Raw genomic sequence first — 22,193 nt, forward strand, 5'->3', positions numbered from 1 at the left:
GGCGAAAATTCCGTTACATAACCTCTATGGGTGAACGCATGTCCAACGCTAAGCTTGAAGTCCTCACGCCACATAACAGCCAGATTATTTTCATCGACCAGCAGCCGCAGATGGCCTTTGGCGTGCAGTCGATTGACCGCCAGGTGCTGAAAAACAACACCGTTGCGCTGGCGAAGGCGGCGAAAGTCTTCAATATCCCCACCATCATTACCACCGTCGAAACCGAAAGCTTCTCGGGCCACACCTATCCTGAACTGCTGGATGTGTTTCCGGGTCAGGACATTCTGGAGCGCAGCTCAATGAACTCCTGGGATGACCAGAAAGTGCGTGATGCGCTGGCCGCGAACGGCAAGAAAAAAGTGGTGGTGTCCGGTCTCTGGACGGAAGTGTGTAACAACAGCTTTGCACTGTGCGCAATGCTGGAAGGGGATTACGAGATCTATATGGTGGCGGATGCGTCAGGCGGCACCACCAAAGAAGCGCACGACTACGCGATGCAGCGCATGATTCAGGCGGGTGTGGTGCCGGTGACCTGGCAGCAGGTCATGCTGGAGTGGCAGCGTGACTGGGCCAACCGTGACACTTACGATGCGGTGATGAACATCGCCAAAGAGCATTCAGGTGCCTATGGCATTGGTGTGGATTATGCCTACACCATGGTACACAAAGCGCCGTCACGTCAGAAAAGTGAACATCGTACTCTGGCACCGGTTCACGCACCGGTCCGCTAAGAGGCGTCCTGCTGATCGGCTTACGTCTGTCGGTCAGCAGGCATAACAGGAGTCCGGTTATGAATCCTTTACTACTTTCTCTGGCTGCAGGGGTATTGATTGGCCTGCTTTACGGCCTGCTAAAGGTGCGTTCACCGGCTCCGCCCGCGATTGCGCTGGTGGGGTTGCTGGGGATGTTGCTGGGTGGGGCGCTGGTGCACGCAGTCTTGCCCGCAGAGCATGCGACCACCCTGCAGCAATCCGATGCGCCGTTTGTTACACCTGTTTCGCGGGTAAGCTGAACATGTTGAAATCCTACATTATTTCTCTCACGGTGGGGCTGCTTGCCGGGGTAATCTATGCCCTGATCAACGTAAACTCTCCGGCACCGCCGGTTATTGCTTTAGTGGGACTGTTTGGCATGCTGGTGGGCGAGCAGTTGATTCCGCTGGGTACGCGTCTGTTCCGCCGTCAGCCGGTGACGCTGAAGTGGTTTCGCCATGAGTGTGTGCCAAAAATCAGTGGGACACCGCCACCCGATGGCGATGACCACCCTTAAGTCCTCGCGTGCCGTACGATGAGGCGTTTCAGAGGATAACTGCATGGCGCTGTCACAGCGTATTGTCATTGTGGACGATGAACGCGCGGTCCGCAGTGGACTCAGCAATCTGTTGCATTCAGACGGCTATTCGACCCGACTATTTGAGTCAGGTGAGGCGCTGCTGAGCGATGACGATGCGCTTTCAGAGGTGGGCATGCTGATCATCGATGTCGGACTCAAGGGCATGTCCGGCTTTGAGCTATTCACTATTTTGAAACAGCGGGCAGGTGTGCCACCGGTGATTTTTATCTCAGCAGATCTGGAAGAGACCACCCTGTGGTATGCCATTGCCTTAGGTGCAGTGACTTTTTTGCGAAAGCCGATTGATGTTGATACGCTGCTGACACTGATCCGTTGCGAGTTATCTCAGGGAAAGGTGCGCTGATGAGCATGCTTTCGGTTAATTTTCAGGAGAGTGACGACGCAGGGATCGCGATTGAAGATTTCGACACGCTGACGCCGCTGGCGCAGGATGGCTGCCTGCTCTGGATGCTGGCGCGCCGTCACTCAGGTGAGTCGCTGATAATCGCCACCGGACAGAGTGACGACGTCACGTTTCAGGCGACGCAGCGGCTGAAAAATGAGCGAGCGCTGGCCGCTTATCTTTCGCCCCGCTGGGCCATCACCGCGACGGGCACCACCCGTTACCTCAACCGCTATGCGCTGATCTACCCCACGTTTCCGTTTCGCAGCCTGGCGAATAACCTCGCGACCCCTCCCGATAAAATCGCTGACTTCCTGCAGGTTGCATTGCAGCTTTGCTACACGCTCGGCCAGGCGCATCATCAGGGCATCGTGCATGGGGATATCAAGCCAGGCCATTTTTTTATCAGCGACGATGGCCGGTTCCGGCTGGGCGGGTTTGGTCTCGCCTCGCTGGCGGCGCAGTCGGCGGAAAAAAACAGCCTGCGCGTCTCAGGCGGTACGCTGGCCTATATGTCACCTGAACATACCGGCCGCACGCCGCATCCGGTCAGCAGCCTCAGCGATCTCTACAGTCTGGGTGTCGTGCTGTATGAGTATCTCACCGGTAAGCTGCCGTTTGGCTCACCGGATGCGGGGGAGGCGGAGTGGATTCATCATCACATCGCCAGCGCGCCCCGGCCAGCCGTACAGGTCAGAGAGGATGTGCCGCCGATGCTCTCTGTGATTCTGCTGCGTCTGCTGGCAAAGTCACCTGCTGACGGGTATCAGACCGTGCAGGGACTGATGGCTGATTTACGCCGCTGTCAGGCGACGCTGACCGCAGAAAACACCATTGCGCCATTCACGCCCGGTCTGCAGGAGCGGTTCAGCACCAGTTTCCGGCCCGAGACACTCTTCACGCAACATCCGCAGGCTCGGGTGCTGTTGACGACGCTGGATGCGGTCAACCGTACCGGCACGCAGAGCCTGGTGATGCTGAGCGGTGCGCCCGGCTCGGGTAAGTCCGCCATTATCGCTTCCGCCCTGAAAACCCTGCAGCACAGACAGATTCTGCTGGCAGCCAGCAAGGCCGATCAACATTCGCCTGCCGCACCTTATGCCGCAGTCGCCTCAGCGTTTCGCACGGTCACGCTTTATCTGCTGGGATTGTCAGCCCTGGAGCTAAGCAAATGGCGGGTTCGCCTGTTGCGCTTGCTGGGTGGTTATACCGATTTAGCCATTGAACTGGTGCCTGAACTAAAACAGCTGCTGAATATCCGGACGGTGCAGCCGGTGGTGCGCCATGCCCCGGACGCCCGCGAGCAGTTTAATCAGATGGCGTCTGCGCTTATCCAGGCGTTTGCCACGCCGGGCCGTCCGCTGGTGATGCTGATTGATGATGTTCACTGGGCAGACAACGCCACGCTGCAACTGCTGGAAAATCTGATTACCCGTAATGAGCATCTGCCCTTTATGCTGGTGCTCGCTTTCCGGGAGGGGGAGTCGATGCCCTGTCCGATGATTGCCGGATTTCTGCTGCGGCTCAGAGCGTCAGCGGCACGGGTCGTGGCGCTGACGCCGCAGCCGCTCAGCGTTAAGAGTATCACCCGCTGGCTGGCGGGGATGCTGCATACCCGTCCCGGCGGCAATCGTGAGCTGGCACAGATTATCTTTGAGAAAACCGGCGGTAATCCGCTCTCGATGCAGGAGTTCTTCCGTCAGGCGGTAGATGATGGGGTGATTGTCTATCGCCAGAACCCGCTGAAGTGGCATTACGACAGCCAGGCGCTGATTGCGCGTCAGTACACCGACAATGTGGCGACGCTGGTATTAAATCAGCTGGCGCGGATGCCGGAGGCAACACGCCAGCTGCTGGGTTCGCTGGCCTGTCTGGGGGCCAGCGGTGAACTGTCGCTGTTAAGTCATATCAACGCCACGTCCGTATCGCGGATTCAGCAGCAGCTTGAGCCTGCCGTCAGCGGCCGTTTTATAACCCTGACTGGCGGGAACTACGCCTTTACCCATGACCGGGTGCATAACGCGGCGTTTTTACTGCTCGACCTCCGGCAGCAACACTCTCTTCATCAACAGGCGGCGGCATGGCTGTCGGCCGCGGTTGTAAATGCCGATCACAGTGAGACGCTGTTCCGCGCGGCTTATCACATCGGCATGATTGCTGAACTGCCGCTTAGTGTCGCAGACCGTGAACGCTATTATCCCCTCTGTTTACGTGCTGCGCAGGGAGCGAAACGTGCCGGAGATTATCTCTCGGCGCTGCGCTATCTGCGCAGCGCCCAGCAACTCAGCCAGCGGATGGTGACCGGCAATGACTTTATGCTGGGCATCGATGAGGCGGAGTGCGAATTTCTGCACGGTAATCTGACGACCGCGCAAAAGCTCTGTACCCGACTGCTGAGTGAACCAGGCACGCTCAGTGAAAAATCGATGGCAGCCTGTCTCTCTGCCGAAATTCATATGCGCCAGTCCGATAACCATCTGGCGCTGGAAACTGCGCTCGCCTGGCTGGCAGTATTTGGTGTACATCTGAGGCGTGATCCGGACGACGCGGAGATTGACGCCGCCTGGCAGGCGATCAGGGCGCGGATTGGCGATTCCCCGCAAGCGGCTTTTTCCCGACTGCCACGCAACACCGATCAGGAAACTGAGTCGGTGCTGAACCTGATGGCCAGCACCATTTTTGTCTCCGCCTACGACTGCCCGCAGCTGCATCTGTTGCTGGTCTGCCGGATGCTGGAGATGACGCTGGATCACGGCGTGACCGGTGCTTCTGCGTTTGGTCTCGCCTGGTTCAGCGTGCTGATCAGCGAACGCTATCAGGCCTGGCATTTTGGCTATGCCTGTGGTCGGGTGGCCCGTGAGCTGGTGGAGCGGCATGACTTTACCCGCTATAAAGCCCGCACGCTGCTGCCTCTGGATCAGCTGGGGATCTGGACGCAGCCGCTGGATGTCGCCGTAGAAAGTGCCCGTGAAAGTTTTCGCGTCGCGGTGATGCACGGAGACCGTTCCTTTGCCTGCCTCTCGTTGCGTCATCAGATCATGAACACGCTGACACGCGGCGATCATCTGGAGTCGGTCATGACCTCCATTGAGCGCGGACTCGCTTTTACCCGCAAAACCTTTTATCCCGATGTTGAGAACGTGCTGGTCATGCAGAAGCAGCTGGTGATGCAACTGCGGAACAGCAACGGGTTCAGGGCAGGCGATCGCGATGGGGCTTTGCCGATGGTGGCGGGCAGCGAGCCGGGCGTGATCTCTGGCCCAAAAGCGATGGTGCTGTTCTGGGCGGGGTTGTATCGGGGAATGGCGCATTTCTTTGCGGCAGAATACCGGGAGGCGCTGCGCTGTTTTGCAGAAATTCGTCCGCTGACCAGCGCAGTGCCCGCTTACATCTACCTGATGGATATGCATTTTTACAGCGCACTATCGCTGAGTCTGCAGCCCGGTGCGGCTGACAGCAACACGCTGCGCTGCGATCTGGACAAATTTGCGGGCTGGGCCGACCTCAATCCCGGACTCTTTGCTGATAAATATGCCCTGCTCAGGGCAGAATGTGCGCGTCTTGAGGGCAACACGGGCGAGGCGCTGAAGCAGTATGAAAATGCGATCTGTCTCTCCCGCCAGGGGGGATATCTGCACATTCATGCGCTGGCGAATCAACTGGCTGGCCGCTACTGCAAATCATTACAGCTAGATACCGCCGCCGATGCTTACGTTAAAGCGTCGATGAGAAGCTGGGAGAGCTGGGGCGCGCTGGCGATGGTGCGCCAGCTTGAGCAGCACTATCCGCATCTGACCACGCCGATGCAAAACAGTGCGGTGGCGACCATTCCCTTTACGCAGGATGCCTCGTTCTACGACCTGGAGAGTGTGCTGACCGCCGTGCGCGCCCTGACGGAGGAGATCAACCTTGATCGGTTGATTCATACCCTGATGCGCATCCTGCTGGAGCGGGCCGGTGCCCAGCGCTGTCGGCTCATCCGGATTCTGGATGGTACGCTTCCGGAAACGCAGGCCTGGGCAGAAAGCACGGCTGATGGCGTGCGGGTGCAGATTGTCAAAGAGCGCCCCGTCGCAACTGACCTGCCGCTATCGGTACTGGCCGCGGTCATCCGTACCGGTCAGGAGATACGTACTGGCAAGCCGGAAGAGTTCAGTCCGTTCAGTCAGGATCCTTACCTGGTGGCCTCGGGCGCTGCGGTGTTATGTGTTCCGATGTTCAGGCAGGCCAATATGGTTGGGGTGCTCTATCTGGAGAATCGCCTGATGCCCGATGCGTTCACGGCTGAACACTCCCACATCGTGAAAACGTTGAGTGCTCAGGCGGCGGTTTCGCTGGAGACGGCGCGCCTCTACGCTGAACTGCTGGAGGAGAACAACCATCGGCGAAGGGTTGAGAAGCAGCTACGCGCCAGCAAAACCTCGCTGATGCTCGGCGAGAAGATCAGTCATACCGGTACCTGGCGCTGGGAAGTGGCAGAGGACATGATGATGGTGTCTGAAGAGTATGGCCGTATTCTGGGCCTGCCAGCCCATCAAAAAGGGTTGTCGATGGCAGATTTTCTGACCCGCGTTCATCCCGATGATTATGAGTGCATCAGCGAACTGGTGACCCACAGCGTCAGTCAGGGACGTAGTATGCAGGCTGAGTTCCGTGTGCTCAGGCCGGATGGGGAATGCCGTTATATCAAAGGCATCGGAGAGCCGGTAGAAAACTTCCCCGAGGTGAAAGAGTACTTCGGCACCATTTCCGATATCACCTCGCAGCGCCAGGCAGAAGATGCCGCGCGCATGGCCCAGGCAGATCTGGCCCGTGTAACGCGCGCCACCACAGTCGGGCAACTGACTGCCTCAATCGCGCACGAAATTAACCAGCCACTGATGTCGATCGTGGCCAATGCCGGTGCCAGCCTGCGCTGGTTAAAGCGTGAACCGGTGATGCTGGAGAATGCCAGCAGCAGTCTGGATGAAATTATCAAAGAGGGAAAACGTGCCGGAGAGATAATTCGTGGCCTGCAGGCGCTGACCCGCAATCATGAATCGAGCTTTGCCTCGGAAAACCTCCATCTGATCGCTCGCGATATTCTGGCGCTCTCCCGGGTGGAGCTGGAGCGACGCGGAATTTCGCTGGAGCTGAAACTGAGGGCCGGAAAGGCGGATATCTATTGCGACCGCGTTCAGATTCAGCAGGTGCTGCTGAATCTGGTGATCAATGCCATTGATGCCATGTCCGACGATTTACCGCGCGCGGCGCTTTTGCGGCTGACGTCAGAGAACCCGACGCCGGACACGCTGCGTTTTGAGGTGCTGGACAGTGGTTGCGGCTTGCCGGATGGCGTGCGTGAACGGATTTTTGAGTCGTTCTACACCACGAAGAAAAGTGGCATGGGCATGGGATTAACCATCAGCAAAGGGATTATCAAAAAGCATTGTGGTGAGTTAGGCGCAGAGAACAGGGCGGAAGGCGGCAGCCGTTTCTGGTTCACTCTGCCACTGGGATAATCGTATTGAGGACAGGTGTCTGCCTGGCCTTAGCGGCGTCGGGTATGATCAATATTGAGCCGCTCTGCCGCCCGCACCAGATCGGTGAGCGACCGCGCCTTCATCTTTTCCATCACCCGCCGCTTGTGAACTTTTGCCGTGATCTCACTGACGCCCATTTCGGCGGCAATCTGCTTATTCAGCAGGCCGCTAATCGCCAGCAGCATGACCTCGCTTTCACGCGGTGTCAGGGTCTGATGTCGCTCCAGTATCTCCCTTCGCTCCTCGGAAGAGGCCATATTCTGCCCGGCGATCTGTAAGGCTTCTGCAACCGCCTGCAAAATACGATCGGGATCGACAGGTTTAGTCAGAAACTCATAAGCACCGGTTTTCATCGCCCGCACCGTGACCGGAATAGTCCCGAAGCCGGTTAAGAAGATAGTGGGAATGGCGTAGCCACGATCGATCAATGCCTGTGCGACATCAAATCCATCTGCGCCAGGCAGATTAATATCCAGAATCAGGCAACAGGGAAGGGGAGTAAAAGCGTGAGCCAGGAAATCATCAGCCGAAGAAAAAGAGATAACCGTGTAATCGTCGGCAGTGAGCAGATTACGCAGTGCAGCAGTCACAGCAGCGTCGTCGTCAACGATATAAACGATGGGATTCATAGGGACCTCATTTCAGCCAGGTATTTACTGATAATTTAATTAAGCATGACGCGTAAAGAGGCCCTGATGAGAAAGTGTCGGGCAGGGTTAACAGGATATTACCATAACAGTTATCATTATCATCTTATAATTATCAGCTTGTTAAAATTAAGATAAATGGCTGATAGGTATGACTAAAATGTGAGCGTCAACTCTGGGGTGGAGCGCCACTGTTCTGGCCGTCAATGCTGATAACTGTCATTTGATCGACATAGCTATGCCATAAATTGTTCGCTCACTCACGGGCAGGAGAATAGTCCCGTTTAATAGCTAAAATAATCCATAAACCCGTTATCCAGATTAAATCGTTTCAGCCTGATATGTACTGGAATAAATTAGTGGCGGTACGTAATTAATTTGGGAGTAGTCTGTCAACTCGCGGCGGTCCTGATAATTAATTTGCCTGAGGGCAAAACGACGGATTGATAAGCGTGCCGATCTTTACCCTGCGTCTTATAGCGAAATAAGCTAGTTGATTATATAGTTACAACATACATTTTGTTTGGTTATTAACCCCAAACTTCACCATTGTGCGGCAAATGCTTATCAACGCGAAGCCTCTGTGCCAGTTTCTCACTATCAGCCGGGTAAAAGCTGACCCGTTTTTATCCGGTAAAAAGTCATTACATTTAAAAAAGCCTTGTCTGTCAGCAAGTAACCTTGATAAGCGTAGCGGTATTCATGGCGTGGCTGTTAATCCTCACTAAGCTTGTGAAGCAACCCTTTAAATAGAGGGAGATTTTCCATTCGGTAGCTCGTCGCAATGTCGTCATGAGGCTTATATGAGTCAAAATTACTGCACCATTATCTACAATGGTGAACGGTTAAAAGGGTTAGCTGATCAACCGCTAATCGATTTTCTGGATGCTCAAGGGAAAAAACTACCTCATGTCTGTTACCACCCGGCGTTGCCGCCGCTGCAAAGTTGTGATGTCTGCTGGGTAGATGCCAACGGCGAGCGGGTTCGTGGCTGCACGCTCCGCACTGAAGAGGGGCTGGAGGTGCAGAGTGAAGGCAGTGCGCTGAAGGCCGCGCAGCAGGAGGGAATGGATCGGCTGCTCAATCGTCATGAGCTTTACTGTACCGTCTGTGAACACAACACCGGTGACTGCACGCTGCATAATGCCGTGGCTGATATGCACATTCCGATTCAGTACTATCCTCATGAGCCCAAGCCCTACGCAAAAGATCATTCCAATCCGTTTTACACCTACGATCCTGACCAGTGCATCTTATGCGGTCGCTGTGTCGAAGCGTGTCAGAATGTCGAGGTCAATGAGACGCTGTCGATTGACTACACCCAGGCGCATCCTCGCGTGCTCTGGGATGGCGGAACGGAAATCGCCGGTTCCAGCTGCGTCAGCTGCGGACATTGCGTCACAGTTTGCCCGTGCAATGCGCTGCTCGAAAAAACCATGCAGCCCGATGCGGGTCCGTTCACTGCGATGGATGAAGGGCTGAAGCGTCCGCTGATCGACTTTGTTAAAACGCTGGAAAACAGCATCGGCATGGAGCCGATTACCGGCGTTTCGAAAATCGATGTGGCGCTGCGCCAGTCTGAGATCAAACGCACCAAAACCGTCTGCACCTATTGCGGTGTGGGCTGCAGCTTTGAGATCTGGACCCGCGACCGCCATATCCTGAAAGTTCAGCCGGTCGCCGAAGCCCCGGCCAACGGCATCTCGACCTGCGTTAAAGGTAAGTTCGGCTGGGACTTCGTCAACAGCCCGGAGCGCCTGACTACGCCGTTGATCCGCGAGAATGGCCACTTCCGGCCTGCCAGCTGGGATGAAGCACTACAGCGGGTTGCCGAAGGATTACAGGGTATCGCTCAGAATTATGGAGGCGATGCGATTGGCTTTATCGGCTCCAGCAAGGCCAGCAATGAAGAAGCCTATCTGACCCAAAAAATCGCCCGTTTAATTTTTAACACCAACAACGTTGATAACTCCTCGCGCTATTGTCAGAACCCGGCCACAGAAGGGCTGTTCCGCACGGTGGGCTACGGCGGAGATGCCGGGACGATTGAGGATCTGCAACAGACCGATTTGATCGTGCTGGTCGGTAGCAACCTGGCCGAGAACCATCCGGTGATTGCTTCACACATCAAACAGAGCCACAAACATCGCGGTCAGAAACTGCTGGTCGTTGATCCGCGCCGTCATGAAATGGCGGAACGTGCTGACTGTTATCTGCGCATCCGACCGGGTACTGACCTGGTCTGGGCCTCGGCGATGGCAAAATATATGTTCGATCACGGTTATGCGGATGAGGCTTTTCTGGCCCAGCGGGTCAACCAGGTTGATGAGTACCGCGCCTCACTCGCTCCCTTTACGCTGGCCTTTGCCAGTGAGACATGTGGACTGAGTGAATCAGAACTGATTGAAGCAGCGGAAATGATCGGCCAGGCGGGCAGTGCCTGTGTGTTGTGGGCGATGGGAATTACCCAGCACAGCCACGGGGCAGACACCAGTACGGCGCTGTCGAACCTGCTGCTGGTCACCGGCAACTATGGCCGGCCTGGCACCGGCGGTTATCCGATGCGCGGACACAACAACGTACAGGGCGCCAGCGACTTTGGCTGCCTCAGTAATCTCTATCCCGGCTATGAAAAAGTCACTGACCCAGCGGTGCGCGAAAAATGGGCGCGCGCCTGGGGCGTCTCGCCTGAAGCGCTTTCCGATCAGCCTGGTGCAGATAATTTTAAAATGGTGCAGCAGGCCGGTGAAGGCAAAATTCGTGCGATGTATATCACCGGTGAAGAGACGGCGTTTGCGGATGCCGATGCCACTTCAGTGCATGCCGCCTTCAGCAAGCTGGAATTTATGGTGGTACAGGACATTTTCATGTCACGCACTGCCGAATTTGCCGATGTGGTGCTGCCCGGTGCGCCCAGCGTGGAGAAAGAGGGCACCTTTGTGAACACCGAGCGGCGGATCCAGCACTTTTCACCCGCCATGAAGCCGCTGGGTGATAGTCGGCCCGACTGGGAGATCTTTACCGATCTCGCCGCCCGTCTCGGTCATCCGTGGCATTACCCGAACCCAGGCGCGATTATGGCGGAAGCGGCAGGCATCGCAGAGATTTTCGCGGGTGTCAGCTATGAGCAACTGGTCGGCTGGCAGTCCCAGCTCTGGCCCGTCAGTGCCGCAGGCGAAAGCACGCCGCGACTCTACACGGAACGGTTTAACTTCCCGGATGGCAAAGCGCGACTCTATCCGCTGAGCTGGCAGCCGCCCGCCGAGCAGGAGGATTCACAGTATAATCTGCTGCTGAATAATGGCCGGATGCTGGAGCATTTCCAGTCGATGAATCAGACCGGGCAGGGTGGCCGCATGATGTCGCTGTCGCCTAATGCCTTTGTTGAGATCTCACCGGAGCTGGCCGCCGAGCGCGCGCTGAACGAAGGAGAGTGGGTACGCATTACCTCGCGGCGCGGATCGCTGGATGTGCCTGTTGTGATCACTGAGCGTGTGGCAGGAAACGTACTGTTTATGCCGATTCATCATGGCAAAGATGGCGTCAACGCCCTGACCGGCGAACATCATGATCCCGACGTCAACACACCGGCTTATAAAGAGATTGCCGTAAATATGAAGCGCGTTGATCGCCGGTCGCAGCCTAATCCGGTGCCACTACACAACTTCCGTCACGGCAGTCGTACGCCGCTGGATCACCTGCCGATAGAGCAAAAATGGCAGCAGGCAGGCTATCGGGAACCGCCTGAACATGTCGAAAAACCGGAGAAATTCTAATGGCAGAACGGATGAAATATCAGGTCCCGCCAACACGCACTGAGCCGACCGCCCGGGAGGCGATGGATGAGCTAATCGAAAATCTTCACCAGCACGGTTTTCTGCGGCTGGCGAACGACCTGGTTAAATCAAATAGCGAGGTGGGGAAAATCCTGGTTTCGGGCCTTAATCAGCCGGGTACGCAGAACGCGCTGCAGAATCTCTCGCTACTGATGATGACGCTGGGCAGCGTGCCGCCAGAACGGTTTAATCATCTGCTGTTGGCCGTTCGCGATGCCGCGATGGCCGTTAAACCAGCGCGCGATGAGGCCCGTCAGGATAAAGCCGCGCCGGGCATCCGCGGCATTATCCGGTTACTCAATGATGAGGATCTGTGGCGCGGACTGCGCCCCATATTCGCGGCGCTTGAAGTCTTCTCACAACAGATTGACCGTGAAGAGCAGAAGCCGATTACCCGCTTCAGTGGTAAGCCCACACGGGAGTAGTTCAGCCTGCGATCGTTCAGGATTGCGTGGGGGTGTAGATCAGATGACCGGCTACACCGCCCGCGCCGCCATCTTTTGGATGATTGATACCATCGGAGACCGGGACATCGGTGAAATCAAACGGCGAAACCCCCTCAAGGCAGGCGACATTCACCCCGAACTGATCGGGCTGTGAGCGACTCTGATGAAAGGTGTAAATGCCGCAAACGGAACAGAAGTAGTGGCCCACCTCTTTGCTGTTGAAACGATACTCTGTGAGCTGCGCTTCACCGCGGGTCAGCTCCACCTTTGTCGCAAATACCACCACCGCGCCGCGCATCCGGCAAAACGAGCAGTTGCAGCGGCGCACCGTATTAAATCCATCCTTCAGCGTCACCCGGTACGCCACCGCGCCACAGTGGCATTGTGCTGTCATTTCATTTTGCATCGTGATCTCCTGTGTAGTGAAACCAACCAGCTTTCAGCCTACGCCAAAGCCTGGAATTTGGCAGCATCGGGTGCGGATTTGTCGACCATTAGTACAGCCAGGGCAGGGTGCGTTCATCGGGTTCGTCTGCGACATGATTTATTTAATCACCCCTATCAGACAGTAATAAGCGTTATCTCTTCCGCTTCAAACGCCTCAAGCAGTTCTTTATCGAGCTTCTCTTCCACGACCAGCATTGAGATTTCACGACATTTCGCCACGCTGAATCGCGCTACTGCGGGGATTTTATCCGCTGTCAGCCCGACAATGATCTGATTGCTTTGCGCCATAGCGACTTTCTTAAATTCGCAATCCGCATAGTTAAAACCGGTCAGACCGGCCTCCGGACTCATGGCACAGCCGCCAATAAACGCCTGATCAAACAGAATCCCCTGGATCTGGTTGATCGCGGTTTGCCCGACCGCGCCGCCGGTGCTCTTCTGTATCTGCCCGCCCAGCATAATCACCTCCGCAGCAGGATGGTTGATCAGTAGCGCAGCAATATCGGGTGCATTGGTGACGACGGTGATATTCAAATCTGGTGATAGCGCCTGTGCCAGCGCCAGATTGGTTGTACCGGCATCAATAAAGATGCAGCTATTGGCTTTCACCAGGCTGGCACAGCGCTGCGCGATCAGGGCTTTTGCTGCGTGATCGTGAGCTTTCCGGCTGACAAAGCTGCCCGCCTCCTGAAGCTGTAACACCGCACCGCCATAGACCTTTTTACATAAACCCTCTTTACTGAGTTCATGGAGATCGCGGCGGATAGTGTGCTCTGACACGGCCAATTGCCGTGCCAGGTCAGCGCAGACCACCCGTCCTTTGTCCTGCAATATCTCACGAATCAGCGCTTGTCGCTGCTGCGGGAAAGCTGCATAATCGAGCATATAAACCTCAAAATATTCACAATCGAGCTATAGTGAGCATAATCGTTCACTGCCGGGCAGGGAGTCAATAGCGATCTCTCGGTCCTGTCAGCTCTCCCCGACATCCCTGAAAGGAATGCAATGGCTAATAACGTCTCTTCCACGCTGGCAACACGCATCATCTTTTTTATAGCCGGATTTATAACCGCGACCTGGGCGGTGATTGTGCCTTTCGCCCGCGGCAATACCGGCGTTAATGAGGCGCAACTCGGCACCTTGCTGCTTTGTCTTGGCGTCGGCGCGCTGATTGCGATGCCGGTGACGGGCTGGCTGACCAGCCGCTTTGGCTGCCGCCGGGTGATTCTGGTCGCTGTCGCGCTGGTCATCATCAGTACGCCATGGCTATCGGTGCTCAGCGACCCGCTGTTGCTGGCGCTGGCGTTGCTGGTTTTTGGCGTCGGCATCGGTGTGACCGACTGCGCCATGAACATCCAGGCGATCCTGGTGGAGAAGCAGGCGGAAAAGCCAGTCATGTCAGGCTTTCACGGCATGTATAGCGTGGGCGGCATTGCCGGCGCGGGCTTTATGACGCTGCTGCTGGCGATGGGATTTAGCGTGCTGACCGGCTGTTTGCTGGCGGTCGCGGCGGTGATTATCATGACGCTGGTCAGCGCATCGGGCTTACTGACCTACGCGAACCCCGCTGAAGGCCCGGTGTTTGCTGTTCCGCGCGGCAGCGTACTGATTATCGGCATCATCTGCTTTGCCGTCTTCCTGACCGAAGGCACCGTGCTGGACTGGAGTGCTGTCTATCTGACCGACGTCCGGGCCATTCCGGCATCACTGGGCGGACTGGGCTATACCTGCTTTGCCATTGCGATGACCGTGGCGCGTCTGACCGGGGATCGGATTATCTCATCGCTGGGACGTTTACCGGTTGTGCTGGGCGGCGCACTGATTGCCGCCGCTGGCATGGCGATGGTGACCTTTATCGCCTCCTGGCCGATGGCGTTGCTGGGCTACACCCTGGTCGGCGCAGGCTGCGCCAATATCGTGCCGGTAATGTTCTCCGCCGCCGGACGTCAGACGGTGATGCCGCAGGCGGTCGCCGTGCCTGCCATTACTACTCTGGGCTATCTGGGGGTCCTGAGCGGGCCAGCCGTGATTGGCTACGTGGCGCATTACACACATCTCGCTTTCTCGTTTTCACTGATTATGGCGCTGATGCTGGTTGTCGGTGCGGTCTCTCTGACCCTGGATCTGGGCCGTAGCCGCGCGGGGGAGAATGCATAAAATTACCCAATCCGCGCTCCTGACAGAATTTCATTGAACGGGGCGCGGAGTCATCTTCAGGAGGAACGGAAGCGGCGTGCCATTACTCTCCCAGCCTGACCCAGCGGCGGCCTGCCAGCACCGTCAGCGCCACGATGGTGATGCCCGCAGCCAGATGCATAGAAAAATCGATGGCGTGCAGATGGGTATCGTGGCACAACGACAGCAGCATCGATGAGGTAAACGCACTGCCGCAGCCGCTCAGCGCCAGACTGCGCGCCGGATAGAGGGATCGGGTGCGCTGCAGGGCGAACACGGACATCAGCATCATCGGGACACTGGCCGACAGCATAAACAGATAGCAGTGCATCCCTTCACCCAACCGGTTCGCGCCCGATGGCGGTGCTGAAGATGACATATTGATCAGATTCAGAACCAGCCACATCATCGCCATCAGCAGCGGCCAGCGCAGGCTGATCGGTTTTCTGCCTGCAATACTCAGCGTAAAGGCTGCCGCCAGCGTGCTGCCCGCGATGATGAGTGACAGCAGCAGGGCAACCAGCGCGAAAAACGCGCCAGGCTGCGACCAGTCAGTGAAACGGCTGTGAAATGCCCAGCTGGTCAGCGCGCCACAGGGCAGGGCAAGGGCAATCCAGCCCGCAACGCGCCAGGCGGTGGGCCAGACGCGCTGCACCGGCTGGGCAGACGCGCTGAGCTGATTAATTAACTGGTCATGATTTCTCATGATGACCCCGTCCATATTTACGAAGGTTGACCATTGCGCGATGCAACAGAGATTTAACCGCAGAGAGCGACTGATTGGTTTCAGCTGCTGCCTGCGCCAGGCTCTGCTCGCGCAGATGCACAGATTCGACGATCTCCCGCTGGCGCAGCGGAAGGTTATCCAGATAACCGGAGAGGATATCCGTATCGGCTGAGGACTCTGCACTTGCAGCGGGTTGTCGTTGCAGCTCTTCCTCATCCTGTACTTCCTGGCGACGGCCGCGATGGCGCAGCGCATCTATGGCCCGGGCAGAGGCGATGGCAGCAACCCAGGGGAGTATCGGACGCTGCGGATCGTAGGTATGCCGCACCCGATGGATCGCCAGCAATGTCTCCTGAATGACATCCTCAACCAGTCCCTCATCGCGGATTTTTTTGCATACCAGTGCCCGGATGGCCGGAACCATCGCTTTCAGTAACTGGTTATAGGCAGCTCTGTCACCCGCCTGCGCCCGGGCCATTAATGCTGGCCACTGCTGTGCGCGTTGATCAGTTTCTGGCATCGATCATCAGCAGTTCAGCATGCTGTCGCCGCGCCCTGGCCACGCGCCAGGCAATCGTTTCATCAGTAATCTCAGGATTTATTTCCTTTTTCTGTTGCCTGATTCAGCGCTGAAATCACAATGCCAGGCGTCAGCACCTGGGGCAGTACCTCAGGTTTACCGCCGTCAGCCGGATAGACCACGTAGAGCGGTAATCCACCGCGTCCGAAATCGCTCAGCGCCTGTTCAACATCGGGATTGTATTTGGTGGAATCCGCGACCATATAAATGGTGTTGGTTCGCGCCATCGCCGCTTTTACCGCCTGCGTCGAAAGCGAAGTACGATCGTTAACCTGGCAGGTAATACACCATGATGCGGTAAAGTTCACCAGTATTGGCTTGCCCTGACCTTTGATGGCATCAACGTTCTGGGGCGACCACGCCACAGCGGCAGCAGCGTGTGAGGCGGTTGCCGTTTCAGCCGGAGCTTCGGCAAACCTGTTCAGGTTCAGTAACGGCACCACGACCAGCGCCAGGAAGAATGCGGTCGCCACATGCAGCACCCAATGACGCTGTCCCATCATACGGCGTTTCTGCGCCATGCCATACAGCCAGGCGGCGAAACTAAACAGTAAACAGCAGGCCAGAATGGCAGCCAGCGCCGCCGATCCCGCCTGGCGTTCAAGTACCCAGATCAGCCAGCCCACCGCGCCCAGCATGGGAAACGCCAGCCCCTGCTTTAACGTAATCATCCAGGCACCCGGCTTTGGCAAAATCCGCGCCAGCACCGGGAAGAATGAGATGAGAGTGAAGGGCGCAGCAAAGCCCAGCGCCAGTGAAATAAAGATCACCAGACTGATTAGCGGAGGCTGGGTAAGCGCATAGCCTACCGCGCTGGCCATAAAGGGCGCGCTGCAGGGAGTGGCGACAATGATGGCCAGCGCGCCAGTCAGAGCTGAACCGACTAAACCACCGCGATCGCCTCCCACTTCGCCAACCCGCTGAACCGATAATCCTACTTCAAACAGACCGAGCAGGTTCAGTGCCGACCCAAGCATCACCAGAATCAGCGCGGCGATGACCAGCGGCGATTGCAGCTGGAATCCCCATCCCACCGATGCACCGCCCGCCCTGGCCAGCAACAGAACTGCGGTCAGAGCGACCATCGTCACGACTACGCCCAGCAGAAAGGCCAGGCCTTCGGCTCTGGCGTGGGAAGGTGATTCGTGATGGCGGATCAGGCTCAGTGCTTTCAGCGAGATCACCGGAAACACGCAGGGCATGAGGTTCAGAATAATGCCGCCCAGGAAGGCGGCTGCAATCGCAGTCAGCATGATGTACCTGCTCTGAAGATGAAGTTATGCCGGATTGGCCTGACGGTATTTTTTAACGGCATCCATCGCTTTCTGGATATGCGTATCAGGATTTTTATCGGTGAAGCTCAGCAGGATTTTGCCATCGGGCGCTATCACGTAAGAGGTACGGTCTGAGAGTTTCTGACCTTTCATCTCCATGGTGCTCTTATATTCTGCCGCCACTTTGGCACCGGGATCGGCTGCGACGGTAAATTTGTCACGGCATTCAAGCTGCGAGAATTTCGCAATCTGATCGGTATTGCCCGCGGTCACGCCAATGACGGTCGCACCCTGCTTTTTAAATTCATCGGTCGCTTCAGCAAAATCGTGTGCTTCCAGCGTACAGCCTGCACTGAAAGCAGCTGGGAAGAAGTAGAGAACAACCGGGCCTTTCTGTAGCGCCTGTTGCAATGAGAAGGTGGTCGATTTACCGGCCAGCGCGGCTTCCAGTTTAAAGTCCGGTGCTTTTTCACCGACCTGTAACGCTGCAAAAGCAGATGTTGCCGGAACACTCAGTGCCAGCAGCGTAGCGACGGCCAGGGTTTTCAGGGTGTTTTTCATTGGCTTTACTCTCTCCATTGACGAACAGACGGAGTTGTCTGACGTCCCTGATAACAGGTTCGTTTAAAAATGGAAAAAGTTGCGCGTTTGAGGAATTTTTTTCGTGTTTTTTTTATGGTGCTTCACCAGCCGTCCTTTATCAGATCCCTCATTTTTAGCTGAATCGAATAAAGCTAATGTCAGCAAATTTCACCTGATTCGCTGTAGTTATTCCTCTCTGGCCGTAATCACTGTGATTTGGCCCACAATAATAGGTCTGAGTCGCTGCCTTTTCCCAACAGGTGAGCATCATCACGTTTATCTTCAGTCCCATTAAGTAAATTTCCCTTACGGAATGAAAAAACGATTCAGCTAATGGGGTGAAGGATGAAGATTAAACTGGCGTTAACGGTACTTGCAGTGCTGGTTTCAGGCTCTGCAGCGGCAAAAACCTGGGTGCTGACGAGTGCTGAACAGGGCACCGAGCAGGGAAACTGGAAGATTTCCAGTAGTGAGCTGAAGTCTCAGGGCAAACCGTTCAGCATCGAACAGAAAGTCCTGCATGGCGGCAAGCAGGAAGGCAGTAAAATACTGACGATCCGCAGTGAGGATGGCCTGACGATTACGCTAAGCCCGACACGTGGCATGAACTTACTGCGTGTTGAAGGCTTTGGCACCCGCATGGGCTGGGATTCACCGGTTAAAGAGGTCGTCAATCCTGCCTACATCAATCTTGAGAGCCGCAACGGTCTGGGCTGGCTGGATGGTTTCAACGAGATGATGGTGCGTTGCGGCTACGAATGGACCGGCCATCCGATCACCGATGAAGGCCGAATCTATACGCTGCACGGTAAAGCAGGGAATACGCCGGTTTCTCAGCTGGAAGTTGAAGTGGCAGATGCGGCACCACACGAAATTCGTATTCGCGGCCTGATTAAAGAGAGCACCTTTAAGAAAGCTGATTTGCAGACCATGACCGAACTGCGTTACGTGCCAGGCAGCAACAGTTTCAGCCTGCATGATGTGTTAACCAACCATGCCGACTATCCGCACGATTACCAGATCATCTATCACAGCAACTTCGGCAAACCGATTCTGGAAGAGGGCGCACGCTTCCTGGCGCCGATGTCCGGCATCAGCCCATTCAATGACTACGCGAAAGCCGGGTTAAAAGAGTGGCAGACCTATAAAGGTCCGACCAAAGACTTCGATGAGATGGTGTTCAACATCAAGCCACTTTCAGACAGCAATCATCAGACCATTGCTGCGGTGATAAATAAAGCGGGCAACAGCGGCGCATCCATTCAGTTCGATACGCGTCAACTCCCGATGCTGACCTTATGGAAAAATACCGACACCCTGAAACAGGGCTACGTGACCGGTATCGAACCTGGTACCAGTTACGCCTATCCGGTCACCATTGAACGTGAACAAAAACGCGTGAAGCAACTGCAACCGGGTGCCAGTACGGCATTTGATCTGACTTACACCTTGCTGCACAGCAGCGAGCAGGTTAATGACGTTGAGAAACGCATTAAGGGCATTCAGGGTGAAACGAAGATTGATGTGAGCGAGACGCCAATAGCGAAAGAGTAACGACCCATCATAACCCCAGCTAAATTGTTGGGGTTTTTAGTTTACAGGTCAGCGTTCCGTCACGGGATGACAACACAAATGCGGGAAAGAGGCAAAGATCTGCGCAGGATACTGGCGATGCTATAAGGTCGCGGGGTTGGTCAACGCAAAGTTACACGCAGGTAAACATCCGGCAAACCTGTGGAAGGGTGTTAAGCCGAAAGTTGATAGAGAAGAGTAACTCTGAAATACTAACAGTTAATAACTGATAGTAATTCAGCGGGAGAGGAATCATGCCAACCAGCGTAGCACTCAGTCCTTATTTCGAAGCGTTCATCCGCGAACAGATTGAAAGCGGGCGATATAACAACACCAGTGAAGTGATCCGTGCGGGCCTCAGGGCACTGGAAGAACGGGAGCAGCAGATGAAACTTGATGCTCTGGAAACAGCGGTCAGCGCAGGTATAAACAGCGGCGAAAGCAAAAACGCGGAAGAGGTATTTGGTCGCCTGTCGCAAAAATATCGGCGGCAGGCCGAAGGTGGTAAAGCGTAATGAAGTACATGTGCGATATGTTATTTAACATAAGATAGATTATGCGCACTTAAGGCAAGGCGGTAACATAAAGGCTAAAGCTCTAAGCTAACCTTATCCGTGGACTTCAGACAACCTGCTGAAGCCCCTTGTATAACGGCCTCTGGTGAGGAATTTTCACGATCAATAAAGCCGTCGCCTCACCACCACTGTATCTCTCACGGCGATTGGTTCAGGATAGACAGCGGCGATCATCGCTGGTTTAAGAAATGCGGTTCAGCCTGCACGCTGTTGCTCTCAACCCGTCGCGCCCTGACACACTGCGAATCGACAGCATCTATGGCTTAGGAAACGAAGTCTCGTGCAGATGTCGCCACAAAATCTTGCCAGCATTATTTACCTCGAACACAACCGTAGAAAACCGCAGCGTGGCCTCCTGGCCCGGAAGCTGCTGCAACTCCTTATATACCACAGTGGCGTTTCCTTCACTCTCAGCAACCATCTGCATGTCGCAGATATCAATCGCTAAACCCGGACGTGCACCGCGCTGAGTGCGGAAAAACCCATTTAGTGTCGTGAAATCCAGTAAGGCACCGCCCGGTGTTACCATAGAATATGCAGGACTAAAACGCGCTAAAAGTTCCTCACATACCTCATCATGTGCTTCTTTGTTACCCAGCCAGTTGCGAATCAATTCGTGGGCGTCCAGTACTTCATTAAAATAACGGTTCATTTTTGGTCCCCTTTAAGCATAAAAATAACCTTCTGATTTGAAATGCGTAAACAGCACAGAAGCGGAATCACAGCGCTGAGTGCCGCTATAACAAAACAGAGGTGATAAGCGTGTTCTTCAGGCATGCCGCTATTCGCAATCAGATTGAACAGCAGGCTGACCAGCGTAACGCCGAGACAAAAACTGAGCTGGCGATTGATATTCCAGAGTGCGCTGGCATCAGCAAGTTCGCTGTCGGTGATGTGAATAAAAGCAGAACTCTGGGCCGTGCTGCTGCACAGGCTGCCGCCAAATCCCATCAAGGCGAAAGCAAGTACAAAGACTAAGGTGTCCGATGTCTGGCCAGTCAGCGCCAGCAGGCCAATACCCAGCGCCTGAAACAGACAGCCGGTGATAAATAGCGGGCGTGGTCCCCAGAGGTTGAACGTCTTACCTGTCAGACTAATTGCCGCAAAGGAAGCCAGAGACCATGGCAGCATGAGCGCGCCGACAATGCTGGCATGCATACCTAATTGATTTTGCAGGTATAGCATAGTGATCATACTGACGCCGGTGAACACGCCTGGTATAAACTGATAGATCAGCATTGCGGTGTGTAAGAGCGGATCCTTTATCAGATGCAGGTTAATGAGTGGATGGCTTTTTCGAAGTGCGTCCCACACATAGCCAGCCAGAGTAAGGACGCCAGCAAGCAGCATCATCGCCCCCTGATAAAGCCTCTCAGCATCGCCCAGGTATGTCAGTCCGAGAAGGATCAGCGTGAGCGCGGCACAACCACTGACTAAACCCACCAGGTCCAGCGGTTCAGATGAGTTCGCCGGTTTGTCTGCTTTGAGCCAGCATCCCGCCAGCAGCAATGCCGCAACCGCGAGCGGCAGGCTCACAAGAAAAACCCAGCGCCAGCTAAGGCTCTCAACCACTATTCCACCAACAGCTGGCGACAAGGCGGGTGCCAGCAATGCAATCAACATCACGACTGACGATAACTTCGCACGTTCATTGCTTCTGTATAACGCATAGGTCATCGTCTGACCGATGGGGATCAACAGTCCGCCGCCGATGCCCTGTATCCATCGGAAGGCGATGAGCTGAGAAACTGACGTTGATGCCCCCACACCACAGGTGCCCGCAATGAAAATAAGCAGTGAGAGCATAAACAGACGTTTTGCGCCCATGCGCCGTACCAGCCAGCTACTGAACGGTATGACCAGCGTCAGGCCTAAGATGTAGCCATTACTGATCCATGCGAGCTGGCTAACGGAGGCATCAAAATGTCTGCCAATCTCTGGATAAGCAACATTGGCGATAAACATGTTGACCAGATCAATAAAAAATCCCAGCAAATAGACACTGACTACGCGCACACGATAGCTCATTTTTTTCCCAGACAGATCAGCGTAAGGCGCGCAGTATAGGTGCTTAA

At 55.4% G+C, this 22,193-nt stretch carries 19 protein-coding genes; 10 read left to right on the forward strand and 9 right to left on the reverse strand.

Annotated elements, in window-relative coordinates:
- Positions 1–38 precede the first annotated feature (38 nt).
- From OK409_RS19950 to OK409_RS19970, 5 genes are read left to right on the forward strand one after another with little or no spacing between them, the layout of a single operon-like run.
- Entirely contained in the window at positions 39–731 is a 693-nt protein-coding gene (locus tag OK409_RS19950) for a hydrolase (protein ID WP_010670331.1), read from the forward strand.
- Positions 732–790: 59 nt separating this feature from the next.
- Positions 791–1,012 carry a XapX domain-containing protein gene (locus OK409_RS19955; RefSeq protein ID WP_022624301.1) on the forward strand — a complete coding sequence of 74 codons (222 nt, stop codon included), beginning with the start codon at positions 791–793 and terminating at the stop codon, positions 1,010–1,012.
- A 2-nt stretch (positions 1,013–1,014) separates the two neighbouring features.
- On the forward strand, positions 1,015–1,269 hold the full coding sequence (locus tag OK409_RS19960; RefSeq protein WP_010247172.1) for a XapX domain-containing protein: 255 nt from the start codon (positions 1,015–1,017) through the stop codon (positions 1,267–1,269).
- A 43-nt stretch (positions 1,270–1,312) separates the two neighbouring features.
- Positions 1,313–1,696: a response regulator transcription factor gene (locus OK409_RS19965; RefSeq protein WP_033769026.1), complete on the forward strand. Its 384-nt coding sequence runs from the start codon at positions 1,313–1,315 to the stop codon at positions 1,694–1,696.
- Positions 1,696–7,236 (forward strand): AAA family ATPase, encoded by a 5,541-nt coding sequence (locus OK409_RS19970; protein ID WP_264367389.1) that lies wholly within the window; start codon positions 1,696–1,698, stop codon positions 7,234–7,236. The genes OK409_RS19965 and OK409_RS19970 overlap by 1 nt, the downstream gene beginning before the upstream one ends.
- A 29-nt stretch (positions 7,237–7,265) precedes the next feature.
- Here OK409_RS19970 and OK409_RS19975 read toward each other — a convergent pair whose 3' ends face one another.
- The gene (locus tag OK409_RS19975) at positions 7,266–7,886 is read right to left on the reverse strand and encodes a response regulator transcription factor (RefSeq protein WP_033760375.1); all 621 of its coding nucleotides are present in this window, start codon (positions 7,884–7,886) and stop codon (positions 7,266–7,268) included.
- Positions 7,887–8,707: 821 nt separating this feature from the next.
- Here OK409_RS19975 and fdhF point away from each other — a divergent pair.
- Both fdhF and OK409_RS19985 read left to right on the forward strand, forming a co-directional pair.
- On the forward strand, positions 8,708–11,680 hold the full coding sequence (gene fdhF, locus OK409_RS19980) for a formate dehydrogenase subunit alpha (RefSeq protein ID WP_264367390.1): 2,973 nt from the start codon (positions 8,708–8,710) through the stop codon (positions 11,678–11,680).
- Positions 11,680–12,165 (forward strand): DUF1641 domain-containing protein, encoded by a 486-nt coding sequence (locus OK409_RS19985; protein WP_060679143.1) that lies wholly within the window; start codon positions 11,680–11,682, stop codon positions 12,163–12,165. Before fdhF ends, OK409_RS19985 begins: the two co-directional genes overlap by 1 nt.
- A 16-nt stretch (positions 12,166–12,181) precedes the next feature.
- Here OK409_RS19985 and OK409_RS19990 read toward each other — a convergent pair whose 3' ends face one another.
- Together OK409_RS19990 and OK409_RS19995 are read right to left on the reverse strand one after the other, a co-directional pair.
- Positions 12,182–12,592 carry a GFA family protein gene (locus tag OK409_RS19990; RefSeq protein ID WP_033769017.1) on the reverse strand — a complete coding sequence of 137 codons (411 nt, stop codon included), beginning with the start codon at positions 12,590–12,592 and terminating at the stop codon, positions 12,182–12,184.
- Between the two features lie 155 nt (positions 12,593–12,747).
- On the reverse strand, positions 12,748–13,518 hold the full coding sequence (locus OK409_RS19995; RefSeq protein WP_264367391.1) for a DeoR/GlpR family DNA-binding transcription regulator: 771 nt from the start codon (positions 13,516–13,518) through the stop codon (positions 12,748–12,750).
- 120 nt (positions 13,519–13,638) lie between these two features.
- Here OK409_RS19995 and OK409_RS20000 point away from each other — a divergent pair, with 120 nt between their 5' ends.
- Positions 13,639–14,790, forward strand: a complete 1,152-nt coding sequence (locus tag OK409_RS20000) for an MFS transporter (RefSeq protein ID WP_050679360.1) — start codon at positions 13,639–13,641, stop codon at positions 14,788–14,790.
- A gap of 82 nt (positions 14,791–14,872) precedes the next feature.
- Here the strand turns inward: OK409_RS20000 and OK409_RS20005 are convergent, their stop codons facing one another.
- The 4 genes from OK409_RS20005 to OK409_RS20020 all read right to left on the reverse strand — a co-directional run bounded on the left by OK409_RS20005 (position 14,873) and on the right by OK409_RS20020 (position 17,950).
- Positions 14,873–15,514 (reverse strand): NrsF family protein, encoded by a 642-nt coding sequence (locus OK409_RS20005; RefSeq protein WP_010247152.1) that lies wholly within the window; start codon positions 15,512–15,514, stop codon positions 14,873–14,875.
- On the reverse strand, positions 15,501–16,055 hold the full coding sequence (locus tag OK409_RS20010) for a sigma-70 family RNA polymerase sigma factor (RefSeq protein WP_010247151.1): 555 nt from the start codon (positions 16,053–16,055) through the stop codon (positions 15,501–15,503). Before OK409_RS20010 ends, OK409_RS20005 begins: the two co-directional genes overlap by 14 nt.
- Positions 16,056–16,126: 71 nt before the next feature.
- Positions 16,127–17,368, reverse strand: coding sequence for a protein-disulfide reductase DsbD family protein (locus tag OK409_RS20015; protein WP_264367392.1), 1,242 nt, complete (start codon positions 17,366–17,368; stop codon positions 16,127–16,129).
- A gap of 24 nt (positions 17,369–17,392) precedes the next feature.
- Positions 17,393–17,950 carry a peroxiredoxin gene (locus tag OK409_RS20020; RefSeq protein ID WP_010670341.1) on the reverse strand — a complete coding sequence of 186 codons (558 nt, stop codon included), beginning with the start codon at positions 17,948–17,950 and terminating at the stop codon, positions 17,393–17,395.
- Positions 17,951–18,316: 366 nt separating this feature from the next.
- On the opposite strand from OK409_RS20020, the gene OK409_RS20025 reads away from it, so the two are divergent.
- Entirely contained in the window at positions 18,317–19,525 is a 1,209-nt protein-coding gene (locus OK409_RS20025; protein WP_264367393.1) for an aldose 1-epimerase family protein, read from the forward strand.
- Positions 19,526–19,797: 272 nt separating this feature from the next.
- A complete protein-coding gene (locus OK409_RS20030; protein WP_264367394.1) occupies positions 19,798–20,058 on the forward strand; it encodes a type II toxin-antitoxin system ParD family antitoxin in 261 nt (86 codons plus the stop codon).
- A 316-nt stretch (positions 20,059–20,374) separates the two neighbouring features.
- Here the strand turns inward: OK409_RS20030 and OK409_RS20035 are convergent, their stop codons facing one another.
- Positions 20,375–20,770 carry a DUF4440 domain-containing protein gene (locus OK409_RS20035; protein WP_163799904.1) on the reverse strand — a complete coding sequence of 132 codons (396 nt, stop codon included), beginning with the start codon at positions 20,768–20,770 and terminating at the stop codon, positions 20,375–20,377.
- Entirely contained in the window at positions 20,767–22,146 is a 1,380-nt protein-coding gene (locus OK409_RS20040) for an MFS transporter (RefSeq protein ID WP_264367395.1), read from the reverse strand. The genes OK409_RS20035 and OK409_RS20040 overlap by 4 nt, the downstream gene beginning before the upstream one ends.
- Positions 22,147–22,193 lie beyond the last annotated feature (47 nt).

Origin of the sequence: Pantoea sp. RG18 (assembly GCF_025910075.1) — a bacterium.
Taxonomy (GTDB): domain Bacteria; phylum Pseudomonadota; class Gammaproteobacteria; order Enterobacterales; family Enterobacteriaceae; genus Pantoea; species Pantoea agglomerans.